Consider the following 20,606-nt stretch of genomic DNA (forward strand, 5'->3'; position numbering starts at 1 on the left):
GTCGGCTGCTGCCCGTAACGTTGGGTCCATGAACGTGTTCGGAGTGGACATCGGCGGATCCGGCATCAAGGGCGCTCCTGTGGACCTTGAGCGCGGAGAACTGGCGCAGGAGCGCCACAAGGTCCTGACCCCGCACCCGGCGACGCCCGACGCGGTCGCGGACGGCGTCGCCGAGGTGGTGAAGCACTTCGGCTGGTCGGGGCCGGTGGGGATCACCTTCCCCGGAGTCGTCACGGGGGGCATCACCCGTACCGCGGCGAATGTCGACAAACGCTGGATCGGCATGGACGCGACCCGGCTGCTCAGCGACCGGCTCGACGGCGCTCCCGTCAACCTGCTGAACGACGCGGACGCGGCGGGCATCGCGGAGATGGCCTTCGGCGCGGGCCGGGGCCGCACGGGCACGGTGATGGTGCTGACGCTCGGTACGGGCATCGGGAGCGCGGTCTTCAGCGAGGGCCGCCTGGTGCCCAACACCGAGCTGGGGCATCTGGAACTGCACGGCCACGAGGCGGAGAAGCGCGCGTCCACCAAGGCCAAGGACGACGAGGGCCTGACCTGGCAGCAATGGGCCCACCGGGTGCAGAAGTACCTGGCCCATCTGGAGATGCTCTTCTCCCCGGAGCTGTTCGTCCTCGGGGGTGGTGTGAGCCGCAAGGCGGACAAGTTCGTCCCGCACATCGAGGGCATCCGAGCGGAGATCGTCCCGGCGGAGCTCCGCAACGACGCGGGCATCGTCGGCGCCGCCATGTCCTCGACGCCCGGCTAGCCCTCCGCCCCGGACCCCGCTCCTCAAGCGCCGGAGGGCTGTGAAATCTCCGGCCTGCCAGAAGGCGAGCATTTCCAGCCCGTCCGGCGTTTGAGGACTCCGGCCAAGGGGGCCGGTCGCCCCGGCAGGGCGGTGCCCTCGGAAGCCTGAATCCCGGCCCTGCCCGGAGGGCCTAGCGGAGGGCCTAGCGGCGGGCCGCCGGTGGCTGGGACGGGCGGGGGCGGCGCCTGCGGTGGGGGAGCCCCCGGAGTTTGCGGGCGCAGGTGATCAGGCCCGCGACCAGCGTGCCCCCGTACAGCCACCCCGCGTGCACCGCCAGCGCCGTCACCACCGCCATGATCTGCCCGCCGAATCCGCCCTCGCCGCCGGCGATGGGGATGACGCCGACGGCGAAGGCGATCGGCACACTGATCGGCGCGGTGACGAGATCCGCCTCGCGGACCCAGAGCGCGGTGAGCGCGCAGACGGGCAGGAAGAGCACCCCGTACACGACGGGTGATCCGTCGAGGAGGAGCCAGTCCAGGGAGCCGATCACCAGCATCGCGGTCACGGCGAAGAGCCCGCCGCCCAGGCCGGTCAGCCGGGGGCTGGGCAGCTTCCGCAGGGCGAGGACCACGGGCGGTACGGCCCGTGGCGGACTCGCCGGCCGGACCCCGTACACCGCCGGACGGTCCGCGACGGCACCCTGCGGTGACAGGGGACCTTGGGGAGAAAGCGGGGCCTGCGGCCGTCGGCGGCGCTGGGGGTGACTCGTCCTTGGCTGCTCCACCCCACCAACGTAGGTTGCCGGTGGGGAGGAATCGGGCCCGGGACACGCCCTTTGGCCGACCTTGGCGAAGAGTTCGACTCCTCGGCCCCCTCCGCCGCCCCTCCACTGGCCCCTTTCCGCGGCCCGGGGGACTCTCGGGGCGAGGGCCCGGGAAGGGAGCGGCCCGGTCCCGGAGCCGCCGCGTCCCGCCCCGGCGCATCCCGTCACGGCCCCGCGCGGCCGGACCGTAAACTGGGGGATCGGCCCCCGTCCGGCCGGCAGCGAGTCTCATCCACTCCTTACCCCAGGAAGTCGCCAACGTGTCGCTCACGATCGGAATCGTCGGCCTGCCCAATGTCGGCAAGTCGACCCTGTTCAACGCCCTGACCAAGAACGACGTGCTGGCGGCCAACTACCCGTTCGCCACCATCGAGCCGAACGTCGGCGTGGTCGGTGTCCCCGACGCCCGTCTCGCCACGCTCGCGGAGATCTTCGGCTCCCAGCGGATCCTCCCGGCGACCGTCGACTTCGTCGACATCGCGGGCATCGTCCGCGGCGCGAGCGAGGGCGAGGGCCTGGGCAACAAGTTCCTGGCGAACATCCGTGAGTCCGATGCGATCTGCCAGGTCATCCGCGCCTTCAAGGACGAGAACGTCGTCCATGTGGACGGCAAGGTCTCCCCGAAGGACGACATCGACACCATCGACACCGAGCTGATCCTCGCCGACCTCCAGTCCGTCGAGAAGGCGGTCCCGCGGCTGACGAAGGAGGCCCGCCTCCAGAAGGACAAGGTCGCCGTCCTCGCGGCGGTCGAGTCCGCGCAGAAGATCCTGGAGTCCGGTCAGACCCTGTTCTCCGCCGGGATCACCAAGGGCACCGAGCAGGGTGACCTGCTGCACGAACTGCATCTGCTGACGACCAAGCCGTTCCTGTACGTCTTCAACGTCGACGAGGACGAACTGGTCGACGAGGACTTCAAGAACGAGCAGCGCGCCCTGGTCGCCCCCGCCGAGGCGATCTTCCTCAACGCCAAGATCGAGTCCGAGCTGATCGAACTCGACGACGACGAGGCACTCGAACTGCTCCAGTCGATGGGCCAGGAAGAGCCCGGTCTCGCCACCCTCGGCCGGGTCGGCTTCGACACGCTGGGCCTTCAGACGTATCTGACGGCGGGCCCCAAGGAGACCCGCGCCTGGACGATCAAGAAGGGCGCGACGGCTCCCGAGGCGGCCGGTGTGATCCACACCGACTTCCAGAAGGGCTTCATCAAGGCCGAGGTCATCTCCTTCGGCGACCTCGTCGAGACCGGCTCGGTCGCCGAGGCCCGCGCCAAGGGCAAGGCGCGCATGGAGGGCAAGGACTATGTGATGCAGGACGGCGACGTCGTGGAATTCCGCTTCAACGTGTAGTCGTGCATATACCGCGCGTGAGGAATTGAGTCAAACGCGCACGTCAGAAGGGGTCAGACTCGGATGAGTCCGACCCCTTCTGCGTTCCCGTGCCGACATGGTGCTGATGATTCAGCTGCTTCGGGGCGGTGTGAGCTTGTCGAGGTCCAGGCTGATGCCGAAGGGCAGCGGGCGCTGGAGGGTGCTCCCGGAAGATACCGGCGGGAGTTTCACGTTCTCCGGGGCGTACCGGGTCCGGTCGGGGCGTAGGGCAGGTCCGTCAGCAAGAGGTCCGGCGCCCCGTTCCGTCAGGTGCCCGCCGCATAGCGGACGAGGATGTTGTCCGAGTGCTCGGCGGTACGGGTCGACAGCAGACGCAGCGGCGGGATCCCCTCCGCCCGGAACGCCTTGGTGAACAGCGGTGTCCCCGTGCCGAGTGCCGTCGGGCCGATCATCAGGTGCAGCTCGTCGACCAGACCCGCGGCGAGCAGGTCGTTCCACAGGATGTGGCTGCCGAAGACCAGGATCTCCCGACCGCCGGTCTCCTTCAGGGCCGCGATCTCCCGGTGGGCGTCCGCGCGGCGCACGAAGCGGGTGGTGGAGTGCCAGGGGGACGACGCGTCCGGGGTGAGGCCGTCGGAGACCACGACCTTCTCGATCGCGCCGTTGAGCCGGGCGGTCTCCCGGGCGAGCGCGGTCGCCTCCGGGGCGGTCGCCCGCTGTGGCCAGTAGGCCAGGAACCCCTCGTACGTCCGCCGGCCGAGCAGCAGGGTGTCGGCCGCGCGGAGGCGCTCCGCGTTGTGGACGTCGAAGCTGTTGTCCATCGGCAGGGCCATGACGTCGCCGCCGGGCCCTTCGTAGCAGCCGTCCAGGGAGACGATGTTGGTGACGATGAGCTTGCGCATGGCGGCCTCTGTCTCTCTCTTCCTGTTCTTCGCCGGATTTCACGGCCTTCGAAGGTTGAGAGACGGGGAGCGCCCGGAATTCATCGCTCTTCGCGGATCGAGTCGTCCCTTCCGTGGCGGGCGGGGGCGGGGTGCTCCGGGGGGAGCCCGAGACGGCGGTGGAGTTCCGGGTCGAGGAAGCCGGTGATCTCCGCGATCCGCCCGGAGCGCACCGTGAGGACGTTGATCGCGCCGATGCGGTACGCCGGTGAGCCAGGCTCCCGCAGATAGCAGGCGAACCCGGGCTGGCCGTTCGCCCGCAGCGGCACCAGCCGCCAGGGGGTGGCGAAGACCCGTTCCGTGAGGAACCGTACGACGTCGTCCCGGCCGTCGAACCACGCGGGCAGCGGCGGCATGGTGAAACGCGCGTCCTCGGTGAGCAGCTTGAGCAGCGCGGATACGTCGGCCCGTTCCCAGGCGGTCATGAACGCGTCCACCAGCTCCCGGCGGCCGTCCTCGCCGAGCGCTTCCAGTTCGGCCCGCTGGGTGGTGTCCGGGGTGAGCGGCGCGACGGTCCTGCGGGCGCGCTGAAGGGCGCTGTTCACGGACGCGGGGGTCGTCTCCAGGATCCGTGCCGTTTCGGCGGCCGAGAACTGGAGGACCTCCCGCAGGATCAGTACCGCGCGCTGGGTGCCCGGCAGATACTGGAGCGCGGCCACGAACGCCAGCTCCACGCTCTCCCGGCGCAGCCACCGGGCCTCGGGATCGCCCGCTCCGGCCGCCCGTCCCTCCGGCTCGGGCGCCGGCCCGTCATCGGGCCAGGGCTCCAACCAGACGGGCCCGGTGACGGGTTCCCCGAGGTCGGCGGTGTCCCGGCGCGGCGGGCCGTGGTCCGGCGACAGCATCCGGCGGGGGCGGTGCGCCGCCAGCCGCAGACAGGCGTTGGTGCAGATGCGGTACAGCCAGGCGCGCAGCGAGCTGCGGCCCTCGAAGCCGGACAGCCCGCGCCAGGCCCCGAGCAGTGACTCCTGGAGCGCGTCCTCGGCGTCCTGCACCGAGCCGAGCATCCGGTAGCAGTGGGCGTACAGCTCACCGCGGTGGGCCGTGACCAGGGCCTCGAAGGCCGTGGAGTCCCCCTGCCGGGCGGCCGCCAGCAGAGCGTCCGCGGATTCGGCCATGCCCGTCGTATCGGCCGTATCGGCCGTATCGGCCGTATCGGCCGTATCGGTGGTGGTGGTCCCGCCGGTGCCGCGGGCGGTGTCGTCGTCGCTGCTCCTGAGCCGTGTCACGGCGACCGCTCGCCCAGACCGGCGTCGGCGAGTTCCGCGATGACCTCCGCGTGGCACTTCTCCGGGACGCACCAGCAGCCGAGCCGCCGGCCGCGCAGCGCGGGCAGCAGCTCCAGCAGATCGGGACGGGCGAGCAGATGGGCCCGGTACAGCTTCACGACCTCCTCGCGGGTGCCGTCGGGTCCGGGGCGGTACGGGCTCGCCAGCGGGGATCCGTCGAGCTCCCAGCCGCCGCGGTGCATGGCACGGCCCACGTAGACGACGTCCGCGTACGCGGGGTCGTCGCGGTGGCCCTTGAGGTTGACCACGGTGGTTCTCTCCATGGGGTGGATCCTGCGGCCTCGGAACGGTCCCCGCCACCGGTTCCTGCCACTCGGGTCCCACGCGACCTCCATCGGGCCCGTCACCGGAGCCCGGCGGGGGAACGCCAGCTCGGTGCCCGCCCGTCTACCGCGGTGCCAGGCCCGTCTTCAGGCCCGCGCCGCACAGGGGAACGACGGTCTCCCCCTCCCGTACACCCGTCCCCTCCGGCAGCTCCCGCACCGCCGCCCAGCAGGCCACCGCGGTCGACTCCACGAACAGCCCACGGGACGCCAGGTCGAGCTGCGCGGAACGGATCTGTTCCTCCGTCACGGTGAGGAAGGTGCCGCCCGACTCGCGTACGGCCGCGAGGATCGCGCGGGCCCGCGGCGGACGGGGGATGGCGATGCCCTCGGCGAGCGTGGTCCCGCCGGAGCCGCCGTCTGTCCCGCTGGAGCCGCTCCCCGTCCCGCCTGTCCCGCCGCCTGTTCCGCCCGTCCCGCCGAAGCCGCCTGTCGCATCGGACCCGTCGGCTCCGGTCCCGATGCCGGCCCTGGGCCCGATGCCCGTTCCGGCTCCGGTCCCGTCGTCCGGCAGCTCGGCGGCCCCCGCGTGGAACGCCGCCGCCAGCGGAGAGACGGCCGCCGCCTGGACCGCGACCAGCGCGGGGCGGCGGTCGATGAGTCCGTGGCCGTACAGCTCGTCGACGGCGAGCGCCGCGCCGAGCAGCAGGGTGCCGTTGCCGACGGGGACGACGAGCGTGCCGGGCAGCGAGCCGCCCAGGTCCTCCCACAGTTCGTAGACGTAGGTCTTGGTGCCGTGCAGAAAGTACGGGTTGTACACATGGCTCGCGTAGAACGTGCCGGGTGCGTCCGCGGCCACCCGTGCCGCCGCGGCGGTCGCCTCGCGGTCACCGGGCACCCGTTCGAGGCGCGCGCCGTGCGCCACGATCTGCTCGGCCTTCTTCGCCGATGTGCTCCCGGGGACGTACACCGTGCAGGCCAGCCCTGCCCGCGCGCAGTACGCGGCGACGGCGGTGCCCGCGTTGCCGCTGCTGTCCGCGACCACCTGCCCGGGCCGCAGCACGCGCGCCAGCTCCGCGAGCATGACCGCGCCCCGGTCCTTGAAGGAGAGCGTCGGCATCAGGAAGTCGAGTTTGGCGGAGATGCCGGGGACGAGCCGTACGAGTGGAGTGCGGCCCTCACCGAGGGAGGTGGCGGGTGAGGAGAGCGGCAGTGCCTCCGCGTAGCGCCAGAGGGAGTCGACCCGGCCGGGCAGCGCTGCGCCCGGCACCGCTCCGGCGCTGAAGTCCAGGTCCCAGGGCCCGCCGCAGCCCGGGCAGCACCAGCTCAACTCCTCGACGGGGGAGGTGAGGTGACAGCCGGGACAGCGGTACGGGGGGAGGTGTGCCGCGGGGTCCTGGAGGGAGCGCGCGCGGGGAGCGGAGGTCATGGTTCCACAGCATGACAGCTGTGTTGCGTGTGTGGCCCACGTGTTACGGCGCCTCCGGGGCCCTTGTGGGATTCCTATGGATCCGTCAATCTTTCGCTCGGCAGGTTCAAGACATGGACATGGCATGTTCCGAGCCCGTGTTGCGCCATGTGACTTGTCATGCCCCTGCCATTTCAGGGAATCGTCGAGGAGGACCCCCACATGTCGAAGACCCGTACCCAGCGCCGAAGACTCACCGCGATCAGCGCAACCGCCGTCGCCGCCCTCGCGTTCGGCGCGCTCTCCGCGCTCCCGGCCGTCGCCGCCACCGCGGCCGACCGGGCTCCGGAGGGCACCGTCCAGAACGCGGGCGCCCCCGGTGCCGTCAAGGACAGCTACATCGTCACCCTCCGCGAGTCGGCGGCCGACGCCGGTTCCCCGGAGGGCCGGGCGCTCGCCGCCGCGTACGGAGCGAAGATCAGGAAGACGTACCACAGCGCCCTCAACGGCTACTCGGTCCGGCTCTCCGAGAAGCAGGCGCGGAAGTTCGCCGGTGACCCGGCTGTCGTATCGGTGGTGCAGAACAGGGTTTTCCGGGCGACCGGCATCCAGCCGAACCCGCCGTCCTGGGGTCTGGACCGCATCGACCAGCGCGCCCGGCCGCTCGACTCCCGCTACACCTACCCCGACAGCGCGGGCGAGGGCGTGACCGCGTACATCATCGACACCGGTGTACGTATCACGCACAGCGACTTCGGCGGCCGGGCCTCCTACGGCTACGACGCCATCGACAACGACAGCACCGCGCAGGACGGCAACGGCCACGGCACGCATGTCGCCGGCACGGTCGCCGGTACCTCCTACGGCATGGCCAAGAAGGCGAGGATCGTCGGCGTGCGCGTGCTCGACAACTCCGGCTCGGGCACCACCGAGCAGGTCGTCGCGGGCATCGACTGGGTCACGCGCAACGCCGTCAAGCCGGCCGTCGCCAATATGAGCCTCGGCGGCGGGATCGACAGCGCCCTCGACACCGCCGTACGCAACTCGATCGCCTCGGGCGTCACCTACGCCGTCGCCGCGGGCAACGAGAACGCCAACGCTTCCACCACCTCACCCGCCCGCGTCGCCGAGGCCGTCACCGTCGGCTCGACCACCAACGCGGACGTACGTTCCGGCTTCTCCAACTACGGCGCCGCACTGGACGTCTTCGCGCCCGGTTCGTCGATCACCTCGGCCTGGAACACCGGCGACTCGGCGACCAGCACCATCTCCGGTACGTCGATGGCGGCCCCGCACGTCGCCGGAGCGGCGGCGCTCCATCTCTCGGCCAACCGGACCGCGACCCCGGCGCAGGTCGGCGCCGCGCTCGCCGCCGCTGCGACGCCCGGCGCGGTGACCTCGCCGGGCACCGGTTCGCCGAACCGCCTGCTGTACGTGGGAGGCACCACCACTCCGCCTCCGGGCAAGCGGTTCGAGAACACCGCCGACCACCCCATCGGCGACAACGCCACTGTCGAGTCCCCGGTCACCGTCACCGGAGTCACCGGGAACGCGCCCGCCGCGCTGAGCGTGCCCGTCGACATCAAGCACACCTACATCGGTGATCTGCGCATCGACCTCGTCGCACCGGACGGGACCGTCTACAACCTGAAGGCGTACGGGTCGGGCGGCAGCGCGGACAACGTGATCACCACCTACACGGTGAACGCGTCCGCGGAGTCCGCGAACGGGACCTGGAAGCTGCGGGTCGGAGACAACGCCGCACAGGACGTCGGCAGGATCGACTCCTGGGCGCTGCAGTTCTGACGGAGTCCTGAGTCCCAGGGAACGGTGAGGGGGCGGTCGCGGTGGCGACCGCCCCTCTTGCTGCTGTTCGGGTCGCCCGTGCTGCCCCTGTTTGCCCGTGTCGCCCCCGCTGTCTCTGCTGCTGTGCGTCCCCCGCGTTCCGGCTGCTCCGCCGTCCCGGCTGTTTCGGTTGCTCCGCCGTCCGCTTCCGCGCTTTCCGGTTCTCCCGGTTTCCCGTTGCTCCGGCCCCCTGCCTATCCGGGACCCCGCAGGTGTTTGTACGATTCCGGACTGATCCCGCCGCCTTCCCCGCCCCTGAACCCGACTGAGGTTCCGATTCCGGTTTCGGTCGCCGGATCCGGCCTGGTCCGGTGTGCGGTCCGGTTCCGGTTCCGGCCCGGTTCAGGTCCGGTGCCGCTTCCGTCGCAGTGCGGGAGGGCGTGGGTTCAAAGCCGTCTCTCTTCCCCTCCGACGAGGAGCATCGCACCCGTGGACCCATCGCAGCAGGGCGGACCGCAGCCGCAGCATCCGGGCGGTCAGCAGCCGTTCCCGCCGCCGTCCGCGCCACCGGGGCAGGCGCATCCGGCGTACCGGCCGTACCAGCAGTTCCCGCAGTACCCGCAACCTCCCGCGGTGCGCCCGGTGAACGGATTCTCCGTCGCCTCCCTGGTGAGCGGGATCGTCTGCTGTCTGCCGCCGCTCGGCCTGGTCCTCGGTCTGGTCGCGCTCTCCCAGATCAAGAAGAAGGGCCAGCGCGGCAAGGGTCTGGCGGTGGCGGGCACGGCGCTCTCCGTGATCGCCACCGTGCTGGTCACGGTCGCCCTGGCCGGCGGAGTGGCGGGCGAGGTGTGGGACGGCGTCAAGGACGGGGTGAACGACGCCGCCCGCTCCCGCCCCGCGTCGGAGCTGCGCAAGGGCGACTGCTTCAACGCGCCCAGCGGTGGCGGGCTGGAGGATGAGATATCCCGGGTCGTCATCGTGACATGCGAGAACCCGCACGAGGGCGAGGTCTCCGGGACCTTCGAGCTGACCGGCTACGACCGGTATCCCGGTGAGTCCGTCCTCGCACCCGTGGCAGAGCGGCGCTGCGAGGACATCGAGTTCTCGTACGCGATGGACCCCTGGGAGATCCCGGGCACGGTCGAGCCGTACTACTACCTGCCGACCCCGGAGGGCTGGAAGCTCGGCGACCGGGAGGTCAACTGCGGGTTGGCGACGAGCAACGGCGATCGGACCAGCGGGTCCGTCCGGCGCGACGCGACCGATCTGGACGCGCACCAGATCGCCTATCTGAAGGCGGAGACGGGAGTCCTCCGTACGACCTTCGACCAGCCCGAGGAGGAGTTCCCCCAGGCCGTGAACGCCTACCGCGCCTGGGCCCGCCTCACCTCGACGGCACTCGCCGAGGGTGCGGACACCCTCCGCGCCCATGGGTTCGCGACCGACACGGTCGAGCTCGCCGCTCAGCGGGCCGGCGAATTCGACCGGGCCGCCGACGACTGGGACAAGGCCGCCGGGGCCAAGGACGAGAACACCTTCTGGGACCACGCCTTGGCCGCCGAGGAAGCCCTCGATCCCCGTACCGAGACCGCTCTCCGCAAGATCCTCGATCTGAAGACGACCCCACCCGCCCCCGAGACGAAGGCCTGACCGGCGCCGGATCCGACCTCCCGCCGGCACCGGTGGCGGTGCCGTCCTGCCGTGGCCGTGGCCGTGGCCGTGGCCGTGGCCGTTCCGGGCGGGCGGGCGCTGTGAGCCGTGCTCCGGCACGTCACGGGCGACGTGCTTCGGCTTGTCCGGGTACGGTCCGGCCGACAGCGGCCGGGGCAGCCGCACGACAGGGGTGAGCGGGGGCTGGGAGGTTCGGCTGTCCCGGCGACCCTGCCTCGCGAGGGCGTAGGGCGTTGGGCGTTGGCTCCGCGGGGAGCGGTGGGTGCGCGGGTGCGCGGGTGCCGGGTGCGCGGGTGCGCGGGTGCGCGGGTGCCGGGTGCGCGGGTGCGCGGGTGCACGGGTGGCGGGTGCACCAGGCGCGACAGGGCGCCCCGACACCGGCCCGTACGGGAAGAGGCCGGTGTGGGGGCCACCGACAGCCCCCACACCGGCCTCGACCCGGGGGGGGGGGGGGGGGGGGGGGGGGGGCGGCGGGCGCCCCCCCCCCGCCCCGCGGGGGCGCCCCCCCCCCCCGGGGCGGGGGGCCCCCCCCCCCCCCCCCCCCCCCCCCCCCCCCCCCCCCGCCCCCCCCCCCCCCCCCCCCCCCCCCCCCCCCCCCCCGCCCTCTAGTCTCGGGAAAGCCCCCGGTCGACGGCCTTCGTCAGCTCGCCGTCCGCCGTGTCCGCGTCCAGCGACCAGAACATCGCGCCGCCCAGACCCCGGTCACGGATGTACGAGGTCTTGGCCCGCAGCACCTGAGGGTCGTCGTACGTCCACAGCGTGTTGCCGTCGAACAGCCACGCCTGCCCGTACTTCCGGTGCACCTTGTACGCCCCGGAGTCGGCGAGCTTCTTCAGCGCCTTGTAGTCCTCGTAGCCCGCCGAGTAGGTCGCGGGCGCGGGCCGCGCGGCCGGCTGCCCCATGCCGTCGCCGCCACCGGTCACCCCGGTCCAGCCCTGGCCGTAGAACGGCATGCCCATCACCAGCTTGTGCGCCGGCGCGCCCCGCCGCAGCCAGTCCCCTACGGTCTGGTCGACGCTGAAGTCGTTCTTCGCGTACAGCGCCGACTGCTGGGCCGTGGTCTTCTCGCCGGAGACATGGAAGTCGTAGCCCTGGAGGTTCACGAAGTCGAAGTCGCGCATGATCTTGCGCACTTCGAAGCCCGCGTCGATCTTCGCGGGAGCGGTCGGTACGAACGCGGACAGCTCGTAGTGCTTCCGCTTCCCGTGCCGCTGCTCCTGCTTCCGCTTCCGCTCCTCGCTCTTCGCGTACGCGTCGAGCTGCGTGCGGAACTCCCGTACCAGCGCGGTGAAGTTCTTCTTGTCCTCGGGCCGGTAGATCGTGTCGTCCTCGCCCGCGGAACCGGGCCACTCCCAGTCGAGATCGACCCCGTCGAAGACTCCGGCCGCCGCGCCCGCACCACCGCGCGCGCCGTCCACGGGCAGATTGCCCTTGATGTAGAGATCGATGCAGGAGGAGACGAACGCCTTCCGCTTGGCCTCGGTAAGGACCGCGTTCGAGAAGTGCGTCGACCAGCTCCAGCCGCCGAGGGAGATCATGACCTTGAGGCCGGGGTGCTTGGCCTTGAGTTCGCGCAGCTCGTTGAAGTTGCCCGCGAGCTTCTGGTCGGGGGAGTCGGTGGCGCCGTCCACGGAATCGGCGGCCGGGACCGGGCGGACGTAGTCGGCCCAGGAGTCGCCCTCGCCCGCGGGGCCACCGATGAAGCACTTGCCGTCGGGGCTGACGTTGCCGAAGGCGTAGTTGATGTGGGTGAGCCTGGCGGCCTGGCCGCTGGTGTCCAGGTCCTTGACCTGGAAGTCCCGGCCGTAGATGCCCCACTGGGTGAAGTAGCCGACGCGCTTGTACGCGGGCTTGTGGTCGCGGTCGTCGGCGTCGGCCGTCGTGGCGGCCGACGAGGTGGGGGCGGCCGGGGCGGCCGGAGCCGCGGCGGGGGAATCCGCGGACGCCGCGGGGGCGAGGGTCGCGATGAGAGAGAGCGAACCGGCTGCAACAGCCGTCCGGACAAGGCTTCTTCGACGCATGGGGGCTCTCCTGTGCGTGATTCCGGCAGTCGTGCGCGGGCCGCGCCGCCATGACACGCGGCAGCGCACACCTGTGCCGGACAGTTACGTGAAGGGGCGTCGTGCAGGACAGGACCGTATTGGTCTGGACCATTAAGGTCAATGCTTTCGAGCGCGATGATCGCCGCTACCCGGGGTAAGGGCACGTCTCCCCGGGTGGCGGGCGCCCGCCACCGAGTAAGTTGTCACCTCGGGTAATGTTCTGGCCCATGGTTGCGGGCAACAACCCACGGTTGCGAGGCTGTTGCTGTCTGTCAATGTGATGGGAGTGGCCAGTGACATTCGGTGAGCAGCCGGCCTATCTGCGCGTTGCGAGCGATCTCCGCCAGAAGATCGTCAACGGCTCGCTGCCGCCGCACACCCGCCTTCCCTCGCAGGCCCGTATCCGCGAGGAGTACGGGGTCTCCGACACCGTCGCCCTGGAGGCGCGCAAGGTCCTGATGGCCGAGGGGCTGGTGGAGGGCCGCTCCGGTTCGGGGACGTATGTCCGGGAGCGCCCGGTCCCGCGACCCATCGCCCGCTCCGGCTACCGCCCGCCGTCCGGCGCCAACCCCTTCCGGCAGGAGCAGGCCGCCGACGGGGCGCGCGGCACCTGGGAGTCCAGCAGCGAACAGGAGACGGCGAGCGTGGAGATCGCCGCCCGGCTCGGTGTCGCCGCCGGTGCGCGGGTGATGCGTACCCGCTATGTGTTCCGCGACGGGGGAGAGGCGATGATGCTCTCCACCTCCTGGGAGCCCCTCGAAGTCACCGGGCGCACTCCCGTGATGCTGCCCGAGGAGGGTCCCCTCGGCGGGTGCGGGGTCGTCGAACGGATGGCCGCCATCGATGTCGTCGTGGACAACGTTTCCGAGGAGGTCGGCGCCCGCCCCGGCCTGGCGGAGGAACTGCTGCTCCTCGGGGGTGTCCCGGGACATGTGGTCATGGTCGTCGCCCGTACGTACTTCGCGTCCGGGCGCGCGGTCGAGACCGCGGACATCGTCGTCCCGGCGGACCGCTTCCGGATCGCCTACCGTCTGCCGGTGAAGTGACGCCCCTGCGCCGGTCGCGCCGAGCCGGCCGGGGCATGCCGAGGAGCGCAGGGCGCCGAGCGGGTGTGACGCCGTCCGCCCGGTGGGGCGCGGCGGCCCGGGCGCTGTCCGGTGAGGGTCCGGCGCACGCCCGGGGTGGCGGCTCCGGCGGCCGCGCGGGCAGCGTCACGCGCCGGGCGCGCGGGGTCGGCGCCGGGTGCCGCGGGGTGGTGGCGCTCGGCGGAGACGGGCGGGTTCCCCGAGGGCTCGGGGGCGACGGTGTGGGATGCCCGCCGCAGGCGTTGCGGCGGCGCGGTCCGGCGTACGCGAGGGTGGAGCGATGCTGCCGGATCCGGCCAAAGGGGGCGCATCAAGCCTGGTGCGCCCCTCTTTCTTCTCTCTTTGTGTAAACCCGTATCCGCTGAGTGAAGGTCAGGCGTAGGCTCCGGCATATGCTTATTGCGGTTTCCCGGCGATCCTTACGGACCTGCGGACCCACCGAGGGAGGGGCGCGATGAACGACAGCACCACAGTGCTCCCGTGGCTCGTCATACGCCAGGACGACAACGGCAACCGCTACCGCGTCGGCCGGTACGCCACCGAGGGCGAGGCGCAGCAGATCGTCGACACACTCGACGTCAAGGGCCACCGGCAGCTCTACTGGGTGGAGCGCATCGGGAGGACGGCGCACTGACACTAGGGCGTGTATCGAAAGTCCCGTCTGGCCTGCGACGCCCAGCACGCACGCCCCCTGGGCCTGGCGGCCCGGGAGGTACCCCCTCGCTGCGTTGTCGGGATCGCCCAAGTACGTCCAGTACGAGGGCGACCCTCCGCCTTGCGATTGCACGCACCGGACGCCGCAGGCCCCGCCCTCCGGGCGGACGGCGCTACTTTCGATACACGCCCTAGTACGCTCCGGCGCATGACGGATCGTGTAGTGGTGGCCGGAGCCGTGTACGACCGGGGGCGCCTGCTCGCCGCGCGCCGCAGCGCCCCCGAGGAGCTGGCCGGCCGGTGGGAGCTGCCCGGCGGCAAACTGGAGCCCGGGGAGCGTCCCGAGGAGGCCCTCGTCCGTGAGCTGCGCGAGGAACTCGGCGTCGAGACGGAGCCCCTGGCCCGGATCCCCGGCGAATGGCCCCTCAAGCCCGGCTATGTGCTCCAGGTGTGGACCGCGCGCCTGGTCTCGGGTGAGCCCCGGCCGCTGGAGGATCATGACGCCCTCCGCTGGCTCGGCCCGGACGAGACCGACGCCGTCGACTGGCTCGACCAGGACCGGCCCGCCGTGGCCGAGGCCGTCCGGCTGCTGCGGGAGAGCCGGCGGGATGGTGCGCACGACTGACGCATACGCCGTTCGCGTCAACGATGCGCCGCCAACCGGACCGGACGGGATACCTTGCCCCATATTTCGGGTATGTGCTGATTGACCACCCGAAAAGGGGCGTGGGTCTGCTGCTGGTTCGGGAAGTGAGCGGCGTGATCGACACAGACGGCGTCCGTGCCGCATGGACCTTCCCGGCCGAGCCCGACGCCGTCCGTGCCGCCCGCCATGCCGTCCGGGACACCCTGCGCGCCTGGGAACTGGAACCCTCGGTCTGCGATGTGACGGTGCTGCTGGTCAGCGAGCTGGTGACCAACTCCCTGCGCTACGCGTCCGGACCCATCGGCGTCCGGCTGGCCCGCCATGTGCCCCCGGACGACCACCCCTCGCTGCTCGTTGAGGTGTCCGATCCGCTCCCGGACCCTCCCACCGAGAGGACCGCGGCCCCCGACGACGAGGGTGGACGCGGGCTCCAGCTGGTCGCGCGCTCCGCCCGGCGGTGGGGAACCCGGCGCGGTACGACGGGCAAGACTGTGTGGTTCGAGCTGGCTCTCACCGGTTAAAAGTGTGAAGGGGCAACGATCACGGCCCGCTCGGCGCAAAATGAACGAGACCGTGCTGTGATCGTGAACGCCGTGCGCCTCGGAGCCGTAGTGCTGAATACTGCGGTCATGGCCGGTCCGGTGCGGTGAGCTGGAGGGGACGGTCGCGTGAGCGAGATACCTGAGACGACGGGCGATGTCGTGTGGCAGAGCAGCCCGCCCGGCTCGATCTACGACTACATCAGGGTGGCCTCCTTCTCGATAGGCCCCGACGGCCTGGTCGACCAGTGGAGCCGCCGTGCCGCCGATCTCTTCGGCATCACTGCGGCCGAGGTCAGAGGCAAGGACCCGGTCGAGGTCCTCCTTCCCGCGGAGCTGCGTCCCCGCGGCCACCGCCATATGAAGGAGATCCTCGACGGCAAGGAGTGGACCGGCCTGGTGCCCTTCCGGACCACGGCCGCCGAAGGGCCGGGCGGCGTCGCCGAGGTCTATGTCATGCCGAGCGAAACGGAGTCCGGCGAGCGGGCCGCCCTCTGTATCGTCGTGGACGTCCACGCACTGCGCCGGATCGAGACCGATATCGCCGCCTCGCAGGCGATATTCGGCCAATCCCCCTTCGGCTTCCTCCTCTTCGGCACGGACCTCACCGTGCAACGCGCCAACCAGCGGTTCGCCACCGTCTTCGGCGGCTCCGTCGAGGACCACCGCGGCCGGACCGTCCACGACTACCTCTCCCGCTCCGAGGCCGACCGGATGACCGCGTCGCTCCGCCGGGTCCTGGAGACCGGCGAGTCCGCGATCGACCTCCAGCTCATCGGAGCCGCTCCCGACAGCGCGGACCGCCGGCACTGGTCCATCAATCTCTACCGGGTGCACAGCGGCAGCGGCCGGCCCATCGGGGTGGCCGGGGTGGGCACGGATGTGACCCGCCGTCATGTCGCCGCCCGCGAGGCCGCCAGCGCCCGGCGCAATCTCGCCCTCCTGAACGAGGCGAGCGCCCGGATCGGCAACTCCCTCGATCTGGAGACCACCGCCCGCGAACTCCTCGACCTCGCCGTCCCGGGCTTCTGCGACCTCGCTTCGGTCGACCTCTACCAAGGGCTCCTCACCGGCGACGAGGCCCCGCCCGGCCGCTGGGACAGCCCCCGCTCGGACCGCTACGGCGGCGGCAGCGCCGCACTGCGCCGGGTCGCCTTCTCCAGCGCCGTGTCCGACGCACCCCTGATCACCACACCGGGCTGCGGATCGAAGGGCGACACCCCCACCGCCGTCGGCGAGGTCCACCGCTACTCCTTCAGCTCGCCCTGCGCCAATGCCCTGCGCACCGCGCAGGTGCAGTCCATACCGGGCGAGGACGGCAGCCTCGTCCAGTCGACGCTCGCCGTGCCGATGGTGGCGCACGACGCGGTCGTCGGACTCGTGCAGTTCTCCCGGACGAAGGGCAGCGAACCCTTCGGGGAGCGTGACCGGGCGCTCGCCGTCGAACTGGCCGCCCGCGCCGCGGTCTGCATCGACAACGCCCGGCTCTACCGTCGGGAGCACGAGCGGGCCCTGATCCTCCAGCGCAGCCTGCTGCCCCCCGGCGACCCCGAGGCCGCGGGTCTCGACATCGCCTGCCGCTATCTCCCGGGCAACACCGCCACCGAGGTCGGCGGGGACTGGTTCGACGTCATCGAACTGCCCGGCCACCGCACCGCTCTCGTCGTCGGCGACGTCATGGGCCGCGGACTGCGCGCCGCGGTCGCCATGGGCGAACTGCGCACCGCCGTACGGACCCTGGCGCTGCTCGACCTCGAACCCGCCGAGGTGCTGTCCGCGCTCGACGAGATCGCCCGGGGGCTCGGCAGCCCCAGCGGCACCCAGCAGGCGTCCCGGGTCGCCCACAAGGCCCGCGAGGCCGATCTCTCCGAGGTCTATCTGGCGACGTGCGTCTACGCCGTCTACGACTCCGTCACCCGCCGCTGCACCTTCGCCAACGCGGGCCATCTGCCGCCCGTCCTCGTCGAACCCGGCGAGGAGGCGCTGCTGCTCGACGTCCCGCCCGGGATGCCGCTCGGCGTCGGCGGGGAACCCTTCGAGGAGGTCGAGGTCGAACTTCCCGAGGGCGCGCTCCTCGCTCTCTACACCGACGGGCTGGTCGAATCCCGTGACCATCCGCTCGACGAAGGACTGCGGGCCTTTCGCAACGCGCTCACCGACCCCTCTCGCCCGGCACCCGGCCACCACTCCCCGACGGCGGCGCTGCGCGCCGACCTCTCCCGGTCGCTGGAGGACGTCTGCGACCATGTGCTGGGCACGCTCGACACCCGGCACGGCGAGGACGACATCGCCCTGCTGATGGCCCGCATCCAGGGCCTCCCCGTCGAGGCCGTCGGCGACTGGCAGCTGCCCCGCGAACCGCGCTCGGTCGGCCGCGCCCGTGAGCTGGTCCGCGCCCTGCTGGTCTCCTGGGGCCTGGAATCGCTGGTGGACACGGTCGAACTGCTCGTCAGCGAACTGGTCACCAACGCGCTGCGCTACGGCGAGGGCGAGATACGGCTCCGGCTGCTCCGCGACCGCACCCTCGTCTGCGAGGTCTGGGACTCGGGCCTCGTCCAGCCGCGCCGCCGCCGGGCCCGCGACACGGACGAGGGCGGACGCGGCCTCCAGCTCGTCGGCCTCCTGAGCGCGGCCTGGGGGTCCCGGCGCACCCCGCGAGGCAAGACGGTCTGGTTCGAACTCGCCCTGCCGGACGGGGACTCGGCGGCCGAACCCACGGTGGAGCAGCTCCTCAGCATGTTCTGACCCGCGCCCCGGCGCGGGCCCCCGCCCCCGCACGGCCACGGGCTCCCGCCTCCACGCCAGTACGGCCACCGGCTCCCGGGTCCTCACCGGGGTCCGGGCCGTCACGTGCAGGGGAGCTTCCGGGAGCGGGGTCGGCAGTGGCCGTGGAACCCTCGGGATCCGTACCGCCGACATCCGCGCGGCCTCCGGGACCCGGGTCCGCAACTGCCGTGCAGCCTGGAGGGCCCGGGCCGCCGATGCCCGTACGGCTTCCAGGGCCCGGGCCGCCGATGCCCGTACGGCTTCCAGAAACCGGGCCGTCGGTGCGGCTACGACCGGTGGTCCCCAGGCCGGCGCCGACACCTGAGCCGCCGACCGGGCCACCGCCCGGACAGCCCGGCACACCGCCGCCGCGGCCCGGTGCACCGGCGTGGCGGACCGGGCCGGGGCTCCGGTCCGGGTGGGGCGGCCATGGCTCCCGTCGTCGCCCCGGCTTCCCCCGGGGCGCCCGTCCGGGGAGGGAGCAGGGCGTTGATGCCGGCCTTCGCCAGCCGGGTGATCCGGCCGAGGACGGTCTGCTCGGTCATCGCGCTTCTTCCTGTGGGGTCTATGGGGGGAACGGTGATGAGGACTGAGCGGACAACGGCCGTCAGAACCGGCCGGCGCCCATCCGGCCACGGGTGCCCCCGCCGCCGAATCTGCCGGGGCCACCGCCGAAAGCGCCGTCCCCGAATCCACCTCCGGGGCTCCCGCCCCCGAAACCTCCGCCATGGCTCCCGCCCCTTCCCCCGTCGAACAGCCCGCCGAGGATGATCCCGCCGAGCACCGCGCTCCCGAGCCCACCTCCCGCCCTTCCTGCTTCTTGTACACCGCCCGGCCCGAACGGGTTCCCGAATGCGCGCACATCTTCTTCGGCCAGGTCCTGCGCCTGCCGGGCCAGCCCGTCCGCCCGCTGGGCCTCGGCCAGCGCGCCCTGCGCGTCCCCCGAATCCGCGGCCTCCCCGGACCGCGCCAGCAGCCACCGCGCCTCCGCCAGCCGGGTCCGCGCCGCGCTGGCGACCGCGCCCCGGCGGGTGGTGATGTAGTCGGCGGCGGCACCGACCGCGGACCGGGCGCCCAGCGTCGCCCGGTCCAGCAGTGCTCTCACCCGCCGCGCCGCCTCCCGGCCGTCGCGCGTCCCGGTGAGCGCCTCGCCCAGTGCAGCGTCCGCCTCCTCGACGCGCCGCAGCGCGTCGATCGGGTCGTACGGACCGGCCTCCATCTCCCGGCGTACCTCGGCCGCCACCGCCTCCGCGCGGGCGATCCGGCCCTGGAGCCCGGCCGTCGGTTCCGTCGCCGGGGTGCCCCGCAGCGTTCCGTGCGCCTCCGCCAGATCGCTGTCCGTCTCGGTCAGCGCGCCCGGCAGTCCGCCCGCCGCCTCGGCCAGTTCCCGCGCCCGCCGGTCCACCGCGTCGATCAGCAGGTCCGCCTGCGCGAGGGCTCCCTCGGCCGCTCGTATCCCCACGGCGGCCGCTCCGTCGTCGGCCGCCTCGATCGCCGTACGGGATCGGTCGAGAGCGGTCTTCGCGAAGTCGAGGCGGTTCTTGGCCTCCTCCGCGTTTCCGGCGACGGGCGCGGCGGCCGAGGGGGCGTACCGGGCATGCATCACCGACAGCGTGGCCTCCGTCGTGATCATCCGCCCGTTCAGCTCGTCGAAGGCGCTTTGTGCCGTGGCGAGTGCCTGCGGGGCGTCGCGTTCCAGCGCCCGCAGCCGGTCGAAGTCCTCCGCCTCCGCGTCCAGCCGCCGGTCGGCGTCGGCGCAGCGCGCCAGGATCTCCTCCAGCGTCCGCCGCCGGACGGTGTCGTCCTCCGGGTGCGCGTCGTCGAGCTGCCGGCGCAGCCGGAACGCGGCGGTCAGTTCGTTCCGCGCGTCGCCGACCGCCTCGGCGAACGGCTTCGTGGCCTCTTCCCCGAACCGGGCGGTGGCGAAGCCCAGCTCCTCCTGGCTGGTCAGCAGTGCGTCGTCGGTGTCGACGAGCGCCTGCCCGGCCCGCGTGCCGAGTTCGGAGAGCGAGGGCGGGGGCGGCCCCGGAAGGTCGCCACCGCCCCAGCCGGTCTGTCCGCCCCGCGGAGTGCTGCGGGTGGCCGCGCGCCTTCTGCGTTTTGTGCGGGCGTACGCGGCGGCCAGGCCCGCGCCGACGACCAACGCGACCGGGAGCACCAGGTCCGCGGCCCCGGTCCGGGCCGGCGCCGCGCCCGGATCGGGATCGCCCGGAGTCACGGCGGGGGTGGGTACGGGCCGGCCGGGGAAGTCCCGCACACAGACCACGAAGAGCTGGAGCCGTTCGCCGTCGTAGAGCCGGTCGAGCGATCGGACGCCCTCCGGCCCGCGGTCGCCGAGCGCGTCCACGCGATCGGTGATCTGACCGTCGCGGGCCAGGGCGACGGGGCCGTCGGCAGGTGCACCGAGTGCCCCGGATATGGCGGGAGTGCTGGAGGCGGCGGATGCACCGGACACGGTGGATACGGCGGGAGCGCTGGACGCGGCGGGTGCAGGGGGCGTGACCGGCCACCACGCCGCCATCAGCGCGGCAGCGAGGAATCCGGTGGCTATTCGCGTCACATTTGGGAGGTTATGTCTGCCCTTTGGAGTGCGCGACCTGGCGTGAAGT

General features: G+C 72.3%; 16 protein-coding genes. 9 read left to right on the forward strand and 7 right to left on the reverse strand.

Going from position 1 to position 20,606, the window contains the following annotated elements:
* Positions 1-28: 28 nt before the first annotated feature.
* Positions 29-769, forward strand: coding sequence for a polyphosphate--glucose phosphotransferase (ppgK, locus tag ACFYT4_RS23700; protein ID WP_389272387.1), 741 nt, complete (start codon positions 29-31; stop codon positions 767-769).
* 184 nt (positions 770-953) lie between these two features.
* Here ppgK and ACFYT4_RS23705 read toward each other — a convergent pair whose 3' ends face one another.
* Entirely contained in the window at positions 954-1,538 is a 585-nt protein-coding gene (locus ACFYT4_RS23705) for a DUF6542 domain-containing protein (protein ID WP_389272390.1), read from the reverse strand.
* 299 nt (positions 1,539-1,837) lie between these two features.
* Between ACFYT4_RS23705 and ychF the strand changes: the two genes are divergently transcribed.
* On the forward strand, positions 1,838-2,926 hold the full coding sequence (gene ychF / locus ACFYT4_RS23710; protein WP_389272393.1) for a redox-regulated ATPase YchF: 1,089 nt from the start codon (positions 1,838-1,840) through the stop codon (positions 2,924-2,926).
* Positions 2,927-3,213: 287 nt separating this feature from the next.
* Here the strand turns inward: ychF and ACFYT4_RS23715 are convergent, their stop codons facing one another.
* The 4 genes from ACFYT4_RS23715 to ACFYT4_RS23730 all read right to left on the reverse strand — a co-directional run bounded on the left by ACFYT4_RS23715 (position 3,214) and on the right by ACFYT4_RS23730 (position 6,830).
* On the reverse strand, positions 3,214-3,810 hold the full coding sequence (locus ACFYT4_RS23715; protein ID WP_389272395.1) for a dihydrofolate reductase family protein: 597 nt from the start codon (positions 3,808-3,810) through the stop codon (positions 3,214-3,216).
* 80 nt (positions 3,811-3,890) lie between these two features.
* On the reverse strand, positions 3,891-5,078 hold the full coding sequence (locus ACFYT4_RS23720) for a sigma-70 family RNA polymerase sigma factor (RefSeq protein WP_389272398.1): 1,188 nt from the start codon (positions 5,076-5,078) through the stop codon (positions 3,891-3,893).
* Positions 5,075-5,401: a DUF4326 domain-containing protein gene (locus ACFYT4_RS23725; protein WP_389272401.1), complete on the reverse strand. Its 327-nt coding sequence runs from the start codon at positions 5,399-5,401 to the stop codon at positions 5,075-5,077. Before ACFYT4_RS23725 ends, ACFYT4_RS23720 begins: the two co-directional genes overlap by 4 nt.
* A gap of 124 nt (positions 5,402-5,525) precedes the next feature.
* The gene (locus tag ACFYT4_RS23730) at positions 5,526-6,830 is read right to left on the reverse strand and encodes a pyridoxal-phosphate dependent enzyme (RefSeq protein ID WP_389272404.1); all 1,305 of its coding nucleotides are present in this window, start codon (positions 6,828-6,830) and stop codon (positions 5,526-5,528) included.
* A 201-nt stretch (positions 6,831-7,031) separates the two neighbouring features.
* Here ACFYT4_RS23730 and ACFYT4_RS23735 point away from each other — a divergent pair, with 201 nt between their 5' ends.
* Entirely contained in the window at positions 7,032-8,615 is a 1,584-nt protein-coding gene (locus ACFYT4_RS23735; protein WP_389272407.1) for a S8 family peptidase, read from the forward strand.
* A gap of 468 nt (positions 8,616-9,083) precedes the next feature.
* Positions 9,084-10,244, forward strand: coding sequence for a DUF4190 domain-containing protein (locus ACFYT4_RS23740; protein ID WP_389272410.1), 1,161 nt, complete (start codon positions 9,084-9,086; stop codon positions 10,242-10,244).
* A gap of 626 nt (positions 10,245-10,870) precedes the next feature.
* Here the strand turns inward: ACFYT4_RS23740 and ACFYT4_RS23745 are convergent.
* Positions 10,871-12,286 carry a glycoside hydrolase family 18 protein gene (locus ACFYT4_RS23745; protein ID WP_389272413.1) on the reverse strand — a complete coding sequence of 472 codons (1,416 nt, stop codon included), beginning with the start codon at positions 12,284-12,286 and terminating at the stop codon, positions 10,871-10,873.
* Positions 12,287-12,600: 314 nt separating this feature from the next.
* Between ACFYT4_RS23745 and ACFYT4_RS23750 the strand changes: the two genes are divergently transcribed.
* The 5 genes from ACFYT4_RS23750 (at position 12,601) to ACFYT4_RS23770 (ending at position 17,976) form a co-directional block, all read left to right on the forward strand.
* A complete protein-coding gene (locus tag ACFYT4_RS23750) occupies positions 12,601-13,353 on the forward strand; it encodes a GntR family transcriptional regulator (protein ID WP_389272416.1) in 753 nt (250 codons plus the stop codon).
* Between the two features lie 493 nt (positions 13,354-13,846).
* On the forward strand, positions 13,847-14,026 hold the full coding sequence (locus tag ACFYT4_RS23755) for an SPOR domain-containing protein (RefSeq protein ID WP_389272419.1): 180 nt from the start codon (positions 13,847-13,849) through the stop codon (positions 14,024-14,026).
* 228 nt (positions 14,027-14,254) lie between these two features.
* A complete protein-coding gene (locus ACFYT4_RS23760) occupies positions 14,255-14,671 on the forward strand; it encodes a (deoxy)nucleoside triphosphate pyrophosphohydrolase (RefSeq protein WP_389272422.1) in 417 nt (138 codons plus the stop codon).
* Between the two features lie 125 nt (positions 14,672-14,796).
* Entirely contained in the window at positions 14,797-15,213 is a 417-nt protein-coding gene (locus ACFYT4_RS23765; protein WP_389272584.1) for an ATP-binding protein, read from the forward strand.
* A gap of 147 nt (positions 15,214-15,360) precedes the next feature.
* Positions 15,361-17,976 (forward strand): SpoIIE family protein phosphatase, encoded by a 2,616-nt coding sequence (locus tag ACFYT4_RS23770; protein WP_389272425.1) that lies wholly within the window; start codon positions 15,361-15,363, stop codon positions 17,974-17,976.
* A gap of 628 nt (positions 17,977-18,604) precedes the next feature.
* On the opposite strand, the gene ACFYT4_RS23775 is transcribed toward ACFYT4_RS23770, so the two are convergent.
* A complete protein-coding gene (locus ACFYT4_RS23775) occupies positions 18,605-20,518 on the reverse strand; it encodes a TPM domain-containing protein (protein WP_389272587.1) in 1,914 nt (637 codons plus the stop codon).
* Positions 20,519-20,606 lie beyond the last annotated feature (88 nt).

The organism is Streptomyces sp. NPDC004609, from assembly GCF_042873655.1.
Classification (GTDB): Bacteria; Actinomycetota; Actinomycetes; order Streptomycetales; family Streptomycetaceae; genus Streptomyces.